Origin of the sequence: Streptomyces laculatispora (assembly GCF_017353455.1) — a bacterium.
GTDB lineage: Bacteria > Actinomycetota > Actinomycetes > Streptomycetales > Streptomycetaceae > Streptomyces > Streptomyces laculatispora.
The window spans coordinates 1-10,282 of sequence record NZ_JAFMPZ010000576.1 but is presented as its reverse complement, the minus strand read 5'-3'; the positions used below and the strand labels follow the sequence as shown (position 1 = coordinate 10,282).

Here is a 10,282-nt window from a genome sequence, read left to right as displayed (position 1 = left end):
GTGGGCGGGTATTCAATCCCTCCACCCATTCCGCTGAAAGAGCGCTCGGATCTCGACGCTTGAGCCCCGGGGTCAGATCGGCCGCATGGCTGGTCCGGTCGGGCCGGTCAGATCTGTGCGCCCCCGGCCGGGACGTCCGCTGCGGGTACGGGCGTGTCCCTGATGCCGTTGATCAGGGTCGCGATGCCCCATGACATGCGCTGCTCCGCCGTGCCGGAGACCAACTGCGCGGCCAGGCCCGCGATGTGCGGGTGGGTGCGTCCGGACGTACCGCTCAGGGCGCCCGTGAGGGAGTCCCACTCGGCCCGCGTGTGGGCGGACTGGTCCCGCGTGGCCTGCTCCGCCGCCGTCGCGGTCGCGTACTGCAGCAGTACGTCCACGCCCCAGGCCGCCTGGCCGGGCGGGATGCCGCCCTCGTCGAGCAGCGCGAGGAGCGACTCGACCAGCCGCAGGTAGTGCGCGCCGCTGGGGCGGATCATCAGCGCGGCGCGCGCCAGGCCGGGGTGCTCGAAGAGGGTGTCCGTGTACGAGGTGAGCAGCCCCTCCAGCCGCTCGCGCCAGTCGCCGCCGTCCGCGACGTGCAGCGTTCCGAGCAGCTCGTCGAGGATCGCCGCGTGCAGCTCGGCCGTGTTGGCGACGTACACGTAGAGCGAGGCGGGGCCCGTGTCCAGCTCCTGCGCCAGGCGGCGCATGGTCACCTTCCCCAGCCCTTCGGACCGCATGATCCCGACCGCCGTGGCCACGATCCCGTCCCGCGACAGTGCGGGCTTGGCCGGGCGCTCCCGGCGGCTGCGTCGTGGCTGGTCGGTGTCGGATTCCATGCGGTCCACCGTAACGAACGGCCGACGGGCCGAACAAGTTCGGATCGAACGTGTTCGCCGGCGCGGGGATGGTCCTCATTGGCCAAAAGCCCCCGGCCGTCATGACATGGCCGAGTCCGAACAATGCTCGATTACCCGGCAGAAAGGGCTCACGGCCGGCGCGAAAGGAAATAGGCGCGAACCTTCCCTACCGTCTCGATCTAGACATTTAGGGGTGCATTCCGGACCTGGCAGGCGTGGATGATTGCCATACGCAGCTTCCCTGCGGGATCTTCGTGGAGCAGGAGCATTAAACGGGGCGACGGAAGGGCCATACGAAGGGCTGCATGGAGGCGGGCGAATATCTTTTCGACGTGTCTTCATTTTGTCCGGTCGTAGCGTGTCCTTACCGTTCGATTATCGAATGAAGGAGAAGTTGTGATCTCGAAGACGAAGAGGATCGCCCGTTCCCTGGGCGTGGCGATCGCCGCCACCGCGGCGGTCACGATGGTCATGCCCACGAGCAACGCCTTCGCCATCGACCACGTCGAGTGCCGTGGCGGGGAGGACTTCCTGAAGATCTGGTCCCACCTGGACGGCAGCACCAGCGTGGACTGCTACGCCAACAAGGGCCGGACCGGCTTCGGCAGTTGGTGGGTCGACCGCATTTCGACGGGCAACAACGATCTCATCTACTACGACGCGAACGGCGACTCGGTGCGCATCAACCGGTGGACCGACATCACGTTCCCGAACAACCCGCCGCGGGTCAAGGACATCGAAATCCTCTAGACCCTCCGGCGGAGGTGCGGGCCGGCGTTCCGGGAAGACTGTGCCGACTCGCTATCCTTCATGGATTCAGTCCGCTTCACGGATTCAATCCCTTCACGGATTCAATCCTTCGCGGATTCAACCTTTCCCCGGCAGGGGTGAATTCTGGGTGCGACTGAATTCACCTCTGCCCGGCGGCAGGGCTGAATCAAAGTAGGGGTGATCACGCGGCGTCGTCGGTCACGGCCGGCCGGTGATCTCCTGGAGGGGCGTCACGTACGCAACGAAGCTCCGGTATACGGGGTGACCTCGCAAGTCGCCCTGAACAACCGGAGCTTCGCTGTGCCGCCCGTCTGCCACGCCTCGGCCTCGGTGCTGCTGAGGAGCACCCGCGTCTTGAATAGCCCTGGCTCAGAGGCTGGTGGCTGCGTGGACCTGGTTGAGGTGGATGAGGATGTCGTAGGCCCGCGTGATGGCGAGCGTGGGGAGCGGGTCCTTCGTGAAGGACGAGCCGGCCTCGTAGGTGGGGCGGGGGGTGTCCAGCCAGGTGCGGCCCGCGGCGGGCAGGGTGCGCAGGTCGAGGTAGTAGTCGCGGTGGTGCACCCGGTTGAGGGTGTACTCCTGCATGCCGGGGGTGGCCGCGGGGACGGTGACCTTGTTCCAGGGGCTGCCGAGGGTGGTCGCGGTGAGGAACGAGCCGCGGCCGAAGGTGAAGCCGATGGCGGCGTAGTCCCGGCCGAGGGCCTCGCGCAGGAAGGTGCCCTGGGTCGTGGGGTACATCACCGGGTCGGTGGCCAGGTAGCCCACGTGGCCGTTGTGCGCCGAGAGCAGCATCTTGTCGCCGGTGCGGCGGTGCCACCAGGCGGTGTTGTCGGCCATGACCCGGTCGCGGAGGTGCTCCGCGGCGGACACCGATGCCGGGTCGGACAGGTCGAGCGAGGTGAACGCGAAGGTCTGGGCGATGCTGCGGGCGTGCTGCTCGGCCCATTCGTAGGCGTCGCCGCCGGCCCCCTTGTGCGCGGTGACCAGGTCGAACGCCTGCTGGGCGGTGGCGGCGTCGAGGCGACGTTCCGCGACGGGCTTGCGCAGGTAGGCGAAGACGTCGTCGAGGGGGCGCAGGCCCGCGTACAACTCCTCAAGGCGTGCGACGTCCTGGGGGCGGCTCGTGCGGACGTACGAGAGCACCCGGTCGAAGACGGCGTCGCCGAGCTTGGGCGCCCCGACGTCGTTGCCCATGAAGTGGACCTTCCGGCCGGGGTGGCGGTCGTTGTGGCGCCGCATCCAGGCGATGAGGCTGACGAACTCCTCGCGCTCCCAGGGTGATCCGGTCAGTGTCTCCTTCGCGATCCGCCGGGCGTCGCCGGGGCCGCCCTGCAGGTACTCGTCGATCCGCAGGCCCGCCGTCCAGCTCATCTCCAGGGCGAAGGTGGTGAAGCCCTTCTCCTGGACGAGGTGGCTGAAGACGCGTTGCTTCATGGTGAAGAACTCGTGCGAGCCATGGGTGGCCTCGCCCAGTCCGACCACCTTGGCGTCACCGATCATGGCGTCCAGCGCCCGTAGGTCGGCGGTGTTGCCGCCGGGCTCCGTCGAGCGCAGGGGCTGGGCGGCGCGCTCCAGCGCGCGGAGCGCGTCTGCCTGCCGGACCTTCGCTCCGGTGGGGGCGGATGTGGTGGTCGCGGCGGAGGCCGTGGGGGCCAGCAGGGCCGTGGCCGCGAGCCCGGCCGTCGCGGCGAGCAGCCTCCGTCGGCCGATCGCCTGGTGGTGTGCGGTCATGCTGAACTCCTCGGCTCGTTCGTGTTCCCTGGGCGGTGAAACGATCATGGCCTGGGGTGGGAGCCGGCCGCGCTGGGGGCGTCCTCCGGGTTTGATCGGGGGCTAGCCCCCCTTTGCCCTCAGTGAGGGCTGTCCGGCTGGAGCGGTTCGGGGGCCGCGTCCCCGCCGATCCTGCTGTCCAACTCCCTCCACGATCCCGCGACCGGCTACCCGTGGGCGGTCTCGGTGACCCGGCAGCTCGGCCGCAGCGGCGTGCTCCTCACGTACGAGGGCCAGGGCCACGGCAGTGTCACCCGTGGTCCCTGCATGGAGCAGGCCGTCAACGGCTACCTGACGGGTCTGACGGTGCCGCCACACGGCACCAGGTGTCCGGTCAGCCCCGCTTGAGGCCGGTCAGGTGCGCGCCTTCCGAGAGCGGCAGCACTCGGTGGGCGATCCGGTGCTGTCTGATCAAGCCCGTTGGGATCGGGGCGGTTGACGCGATCGCCTTCGGCCTAGGGTCAGGGGTTCCTTCCCTGGCCGGGGAGCGCGGGGAGCGCTGGACAGGGGATGACCGCCCTCCCCCGCGCGGGGGAGGCGCTGGCAGGGATCTCCTCCTGGCACCGGCCCCAAGGCTGGTCCTCGCGAGCGACGTCGTGGTGTCGGTACGCCGAGACGATGGTGCACATGACCACCACCCGGCCCACCCACTCCGATTCACTGCCGCCCCGCTGGGCGGTTCGGGCCGCGCACCTCGTCCCGCTCCTCACCCTGCCGTCGGGAATCTGGCGCCTCCTGCTGGCAGCCGGACACCGCGGCGGCTACACCGAGGCCGGGTACCAGGCGATGGGCATCAGCGGCTGGGGAGTGGCGTACGTCGTCGGCCTGAGCGTTGCCGGGGAGGCTCTGGCACTGCTCACCCTCGGCCTGGTCCGGCCGTGGGGCGAGGTCGTCCCGCACTGGATTCCGCTGCTCGGTGGCCGCCGGGTCCGCGTGCCGGCGGCCGTGATCCCCGCCGCTCTCGGTGCCGTCGCACTGACGGTCCTGTGGGCTCCGTTCGCCGTGTGGTGGGCAGTTCCCCATGCCGACATGACCGCGCTCGGCAGCACGGTCACCGGATTCCTCTACCTGCCCATGGTCGCCTGGGGGCCGCTGCTCGCAGCGGTCACGCTCTCCTACTACCGCCGGCGCCGCGCCGCGCAGGCCTGATCCGGGCGGGCCCGGCCGAACCCGGCGGCGAGCAGTGGCCCTTGCCGGGCTCAGAGGTGGCGCTGTGCGGCCTCGACGCTGTCGCCGCCGCTGGTGTTGAACGCGATCGCGGCCTGCGGCGCATGGCGGCGGATCAGGTTCACGGTCTGTTCGAAGATCGGCAGCAGCTGCTCCGTCCTGCGGATACCGCCACCGATGACGACCACGTCCCACGGGCGCTCGGTCAGGGCCGCGACGAGGACGGACTCGACGGATTCGCCGAACACGATCAGCGCCATCGCCGCGTCGATGCCGTGGTGGCCGAACCGGACCAACTCCTCGTCGAGAGAGGCGCGAAGGGCATCCGCGTCGGCGCCGGGGATCGCCTGTGGGTCGTAACCGACAACAAGGGCAGAAGGCATACGGCCAACCTAGCCTCATCACGGGAGACGCTGACGCCTCTGATGGCCGCGCGGCTCATATCCGGTGGGCTGTTGTGCTCCGTCTGCCGCAGGCATGCCCGGCTTTTGACGCTTGAGCCCCGGGCTGTGGCTGCTGCACGACGGCGCCACTCGGCCGGGCCCGGCGTGCCGGTACGTCCATGGGGGCGCGGCTCCTTCGGATCCGGGGCGCGTCAGGGCACCTCCGGGGTGTAGTCCACCCGCGTCAGGTGGTAGTAGCGGGCCACGCACGCCGTCGCCCAGCTTCGCTTCCCGTTGCCGAACGGCTCCGTCATCTTGCCGATGGGCGTCGGCGCGTACGGCAGGACCCGCGCCCCCTGCGCCACCCGGGCGCGCAGCCAGACGTCCTGACGCTCCCATGCGTGCGCCCGCACCCGCATCTGGTCGCCGAGGTGGACGAGCGGGGGAGCGAGCCCGACGCACACGGCGGCGCACACGGCCGCGGCGGCCCACCGCAGGGCGCCGCCGTGCAGCCGGTGCAGCCGGACCCCCTGGAGCGACTGCCCCAGCATCATGCCGAGACCGGTGAGCAGGGCGACGTACAGGAAGAGGAAGTCGTTCCAGAGCCGGGTGGAGTTCACCACTCCGGCGTGGAAGACGGGATACGCGAGGAGCGTGGCGAGATAGCCGGCGACCAGGAACGTGACTGCTCCGGCACACAACAGCAGCACCGGACGGCGCGGCGGGTCCGGCCGGGCGCCGCCGGGCCCCCGCATCACCAGACCGAGCAGAACACCGGCCGCGATCGCCCCCAGGTACTGCCACGAGGAGAAGGTGTCGATCATGATGTGCCCGAAGCTCCGGGCGGTCCCGGCGAGCGAGTCCGGCGCGATCAGCGAGGAGTCCTTCGCCGCGCCGAACCGGCTCCTGCGGTGCCGGGACCCCGGAGACGTCACCAGGATCAGCGCCCCGGCCAGCGTCCCGGCGACACCCACGGCGAACCAGGCCCGCAGCCGGCGGCGGGACTGGCCGCCCGCCGTCCAGAAGGTCATCACCAGTGCGGCGACCAGCACCACCAGTACGACGACCGTGGTCTGCTCCGACAGCGTCCCGACGCAGAGGCCGATGACCACGCCGACGCCCAGCGCGACGGCCCTGCCCCCACGCGACCGTGCGAGCAGGAACGGGATCACCGCCGCGCAGGCGAGGACCGGGGGCAGCGTGTGTGAGACGGACGCGGCGGGCCAGTAGAACGTCTTGTACGTGTTGGGGGACCCCAGAAGGAAGACCACCGTCACCATGGACGCCACGAACAGCGGAATCCCGCGCGGCACCGTCAGGGCCGCCCTGCGCAGGGCCAGCGCGGTCACGGCCCACAGAACCCCCAGCACGAACACGGCGCTGATGGGGGCGAACCACTGCTGCCCCGGCACGCCGGACCTCCCGTAGAGCCAGACCAGTACGCCGTTCATGGCTCGGCCGTTGTCGTCGACGTAGAACTTCCTGACCATCCCGGAGAGTCCGTGAACGCGGATGACCGGCAGGAAGCACCACTCGTCGCCGCTCGGGCGCACCCAGCGAGCGAAGGACGCGGCCGTCGCGAGGAGCCCCAACGGGAACAGCGAGAGGACGTACGCCCATGGCACGGCCCATGACCTCCGGGGCTCAGGAGCCTTCGCGTATCCCGGCCGTTCTCCTTCTCCCACTGCGAAACCGCCCTCGGCATCCTGGTGGCTGTTCGTTCCCTTCTGTCCGCAGTACCTCAGCCGTTCGGCGGCCGGGATCGCGCACACGCGGACTCCGCGACGAAGCAACGCGAACGGTCTACTGCGGTGCGCTCTTCCGGTGCGATTCTGTGGCGGCCCGGCCCGGCGGGCCGGTGGGAAGAGCGGACCGTGCGGAGCATCGGCGGGAAGCGCGGCATGACGGCAGGGCCGCGAGCGAGGCGGTGGAGGTCGGGATGTGTGCGATGCGGGCGGGTCGCAGGAGGGGCGCGGTCAGGAGCCGTCGGACGTTGTTGCTCTGGGGCGCGCCTTGCCTGGCGATGAGTCTTGTTCTCCTCCTCCTGATCCTCGGCCAGCCTGCCGAGGTGTCCGGGAGCCGGGCCACCACCGCGCTCCTGGACGGACCCGGGGTGACGGGGCGGAGAAGCGGTGCGCAGGCCTGCGGGCGCACGATGGTGGGTGTGGCCCATCAGGACGACGACCTGTTGTTCGTCGATCCGGAGATCCAGGAGTCGCTGGGGCCGCAGTGCGCGTTCAGTACCGTCTACCTGACCGCCGGGGACGCCGGCCACGCATACGCCGGGGGCCACTACGTACAGAGCAGAGAAAAGGGCGTGCGAGCGGCCTACGCGGAAATGGCGGGCGTCCCGAACCGCTGGACACGGCACGACATCCATGTGGGAACCCGCACCATCGCCTCATTCACCTTGAAGGGCACGTTCAGTGTGCGGCTCTCGTTCCTCAGGCTCCCTGACGGGAACCCCGTCGGCACCGGATATCCGAGGTACTCCCACCAGAGTCTCCTGAGGCTCTTCCGCGGCGAGATCCGGGCCATCCAGCCGGTGGACAAGTCGCAGGGCTACACGGAGCAGCAGCTCATCGACACCCTCACCGCTCTCGCCCGGCAGGACGGGATCAGGCACGTGCTCACCCTGGACTACGACAACACGTTCTTCGGGCACACGTACATGCCGGGAGCCGATCACAGCGACCACGGGGTGGCCGGCCGTTACCTCCGACGTGTCGCGTTCGCCCTCCCCGGCGTTACCCCGATCGGGGCGACGGGGTACCTCGGATACGACATGTCCCGCCTCCCCGGCAATCTCGGCCCGATCCTGGCCCGGCAGAAGGAGGCGATCTTCCAGGCCTACCGGGTGGGCGCGGGATGCGAGTCCCGGCCCTGCCCGGCCGGTCACTACATGGGCGGGAAGTACGTGGAGTGGGTGCACCGGGAGTACTCCCTGAAACCTCGGACGGCCCGTCCGGGCGAGATCGTCTCGGCGATCGGCCTGGCGAACGCGGAGGGGCGGCACGAGCGCTGCCTCGGCCCGGCGGCCGGCGCGAAGGGCTCACACGCGACCGTGGCGGCCGGCACCTTCGACTGCACCGGCCGGGCCGATCAGTCCTGGCGCATCAACGCCGGAACCATCGAGTCGAAGGCCGGGCCGCGGTGCCTCACGGCGGCGGCGCGGCGGGTCACCCTGTCGACGTGCGACGGCCGCCCGCACCAGGAATGGCGCCGGGGCGCGGACGGGGAGATCCAGTCCGCCGGAGCCCCGACCGGCGGACGCTGCCTGTTCCAGGAAGACCTGGCGCTTCGGAACCCGAGACTCCTCCTGAAGCCGTGCTCCCCCCTCCGGCCGGAACTGAGCTGGTACGGGGCGGGCACGCTGCCCGGAAGTGTCGCCACCTCCTCCGCGCCGACGCCGGTGCCATGATCTGACCACCGAACGCCCTGGGCCCTCGCGACCCGATGGCCCAGGCCCGATGCAGCGGGGAGCACCCCATGAGGATTCACCTGTCCAGCGTTTTCGTCGATGACCAGGAGAAGGCGCTGCGCTTCTATACGGACGTGCTGGGTTTCGTGAAGAAGGCCGATGTCCCGGTCGGCGCGGACCGCTGGCTGACCGTGGTCTCGCCGGAGGCCCCCGACGGGTCGGAACTGCTGCTGGAGCCCGACGGCCATCCGGCGGTGAAGCCGTACAAGACGGCCCTGGTGAAGGACGGCATCCCGGCCACCTCCTTCGCCGTGGACGACGTGCACGCGGAGTTCGGCCGGCTGCGCGAGCTCGGCGTGCACTTCACCCAGGAGCCGATGGAGAGGGGCCCGGTCACCACTGCGGTGCTGGACGACACCTGCGGCAACCTGATTCAGATCATGCACATCCGCGCTTGAGATCACCGACGAACGATGCCCAGGCATCCGCCCGGAACATCAGCGCGGGGCCGCCGGTCACCTTGGAGTCGCGGACGGGGACGACGCCGGGGACATCGTCGAGGACTTCGAGGCAGTTGCCGCCGTCGCCTCCGCTATGCGTGGACTTGCGCCAGGTCGCGATCTCCACGCAGTCACCGCCGCTTCCGCCGCTGTAGGAGGACTTGTGCCAGGTCGCCGTGGTCAGGCCGTAGTCAGAACCGTGCAACTTCATGGTCGTATTCCTCCGCCACCGACTCGATCAAGGCCAGGGATGCCGTGGGTGGAATCGCGCTGGCCATCACCAGATCGTAAGCCAGTTGGTACTGGCGGACCGTTGCCGGATCGTCCTGCAAGTGGCCGATACCCATGCCGTCGACGTACGCGAGTGGGGGTGCATCCGGGAACGCCATCAACTTGAGAGGCCCGGTCAGCGCCGCATGGGCACCTTCCGTGAACGGCAGCACCTGGGCGACCATCCGGTGTTGCCTGACCAGTCCCGCGACATGACGAAGTGCCTCCGCCATCACCTCCGGACCACCCACCCTCCGGCGTAACACCGCCTCGTCCAGGACCACCCACAACCTGGGGACTGTTGGATCGGCCAGCAGTTGCGCGCGCTCCAGTCGTGTCGTCACCAGCTCGTCGATCACTTGCTCGACAGCCGTGGGCTGATACGCCCAGAACACCGCCCGCGCATACGCCTCGGTCTGCACCGCCCGCGCATACGCCTCGGTCTGTAGCAGGCCCGGGATGAGCTGGGGCGCGTACTCCCGGATGGCCTCCGCGCGGGCCTCCGCCTCGGCGGCCTCCGCGAAGTGCTCGGGGTACTTCGACTCCTTCAGCGCCGCGCAGTTCCGTACGAAGAAGCCGTCCGCGCCGAGGATCTCGTCGAACTTCTCCGCCTGGTCCATCTGCATGCGCCGCACCCCGGACTCCAGCTGTCCGATGAAGGAGCCGCTGAGGAAGAGCGGGGCGCCCAGGTCAGACTGCGAGAGGCCCGCTTCTTCTCTTCGGTGGCGGAGTTCGGCGCCCAGGAGGGCGCGGGGCGAGGAGGAGGGATCGAGCTTTCTGGGACCCGGCATGACAACTCCCTGTGATGCACGTGCGGTTGTTGGAACTGCACCTCTTCCAGGCTAACGAGAGATTGGACACGCTGGGTATGCATTGACATTACTCAGCGTGGAAGGAATGGATCATGACGACTACGGAGCGGCGCAGGGTTACGGCGAGCAGAGTGCGGGAGGCAGAGGAGGCGGTGGCGCGGTTGCGGGACGGGTTCGCGGGGGTCGGGATCACGTTGCCGTCGCTGCGGGTCGACCCGGTCTCGTGTGCGGGAAGCGGGCCGGCCGTGCTCGTCGACCTGGGGCGCTGCAACCTCGACACGGTGCGGCGGCTGAGCAGTCTGCTGGACGGGAAGGCGGCCGGTCATGGTGGGTGAGGGTGGTGACC

General features: G+C 69.6%; 12 protein-coding genes. 6 read left to right on the top strand and 6 right to left on the bottom strand.

Translation table 11 applies throughout. The features are described from left to right. Positions 1-107: 107 nt before the first annotated feature. Complete coding sequence (locus J1C73_RS30620) at positions 108-821, bottom strand: TetR/AcrR family transcriptional regulator (RefSeq protein ID WP_207319220.1); 714 nt, start codon at positions 819-821, stop codon at positions 108-110. 417 nt (positions 822-1,238) lie between these two features. Between J1C73_RS30620 and J1C73_RS30615 the strand changes: the two genes are divergently transcribed. Next, entirely contained in the window at positions 1,239-1,592 is a 354-nt protein-coding gene (locus J1C73_RS30615; protein WP_207319219.1) for a beta/gamma crystallin domain-containing protein, read from the top strand. 390 nt (positions 1,593-1,982) lie between these two features. Here J1C73_RS30615 and J1C73_RS30610 read toward each other — a convergent pair whose 3' ends face one another. Beyond that, positions 1,983-3,344 carry an erythromycin esterase family protein gene (locus J1C73_RS30610; RefSeq protein WP_207319218.1) on the bottom strand — a complete coding sequence of 454 codons (1,362 nt, stop codon included), beginning with the start codon at positions 3,342-3,344 and terminating at the stop codon, positions 1,983-1,985. A gap of 129 nt (positions 3,345-3,473) precedes the next feature. Between J1C73_RS30610 and J1C73_RS30605 the strand changes: the two genes are divergently transcribed. Then, the gene (locus J1C73_RS30605) at positions 3,474-3,731 is read left to right on the top strand and encodes an alpha/beta hydrolase (RefSeq protein WP_372446764.1); all 258 of its coding nucleotides are present in this window, start codon (positions 3,474-3,476) and stop codon (positions 3,729-3,731) included. A 270-nt stretch (positions 3,732-4,001) separates the two neighbouring features. Continuing rightward, entirely contained in the window at positions 4,002-4,532 is a 531-nt protein-coding gene (locus J1C73_RS30600) for a hypothetical protein (protein ID WP_207319217.1), read from the top strand. 50 nt (positions 4,533-4,582) lie between these two features. Here J1C73_RS30600 and J1C73_RS30595 read toward each other — a convergent pair whose 3' ends face one another. Together J1C73_RS30595 and J1C73_RS30590 are read right to left on the bottom strand one after the other, a co-directional pair. Further along, the gene (locus J1C73_RS30595; protein ID WP_207319216.1) at positions 4,583-4,933 is read right to left on the bottom strand and encodes a hypothetical protein; all 351 of its coding nucleotides are present in this window, start codon (positions 4,931-4,933) and stop codon (positions 4,583-4,585) included. 212 nt (positions 4,934-5,145) lie between these two features. Continuing rightward, entirely contained in the window at positions 5,146-6,558 is a 1,413-nt protein-coding gene (locus J1C73_RS30590) for a DUF6056 family protein (protein ID WP_207319215.1), read from the bottom strand. A gap of 398 nt (positions 6,559-6,956) precedes the next feature. Between J1C73_RS30590 and J1C73_RS30585 the strand changes: the two genes are divergently transcribed. Both J1C73_RS30585 and J1C73_RS30580 read left to right on the top strand, forming a co-directional pair. Continuing rightward, entirely contained in the window at positions 6,957-8,354 is a 1,398-nt protein-coding gene (locus tag J1C73_RS30585; protein WP_207319214.1) for a ricin-type beta-trefoil lectin domain protein, read from the top strand. A gap of 68 nt (positions 8,355-8,422) precedes the next feature. After that, positions 8,423-8,812 (top strand): VOC family protein, encoded by a 390-nt coding sequence (locus tag J1C73_RS30580; protein WP_207319213.1) that lies wholly within the window; start codon positions 8,423-8,425, stop codon positions 8,810-8,812. Here J1C73_RS30580 and J1C73_RS30575 read toward each other — a convergent pair. Further along, positions 8,793-9,065 (bottom strand): DUF397 domain-containing protein, encoded by a 273-nt coding sequence (locus J1C73_RS30575; protein WP_207319212.1) that lies wholly within the window; start codon positions 9,063-9,065, stop codon positions 8,793-8,795. The two genes, J1C73_RS30580 and J1C73_RS30575, sit on opposite strands and share 20 nt — an antisense overlap. After that, positions 9,046-9,915 carry a helix-turn-helix domain-containing protein gene (locus tag J1C73_RS30570; RefSeq protein WP_207319211.1) on the bottom strand — a complete coding sequence of 290 codons (870 nt, stop codon included), beginning with the start codon at positions 9,913-9,915 and terminating at the stop codon, positions 9,046-9,048. The genes J1C73_RS30575 and J1C73_RS30570 overlap by 20 nt, the downstream gene beginning before the upstream one ends. Positions 9,916-10,028: 113 nt before the next feature. On the opposite strand from J1C73_RS30570, the gene J1C73_RS30565 reads away from it, so the two are divergent. Continuing rightward, the gene (locus tag J1C73_RS30565) at positions 10,029-10,271 is read left to right on the top strand and encodes a hypothetical protein (protein WP_123460782.1); all 243 of its coding nucleotides are present in this window, start codon (positions 10,029-10,031) and stop codon (positions 10,269-10,271) included. Positions 10,272-10,282: the final 11 nt, after the last annotated feature.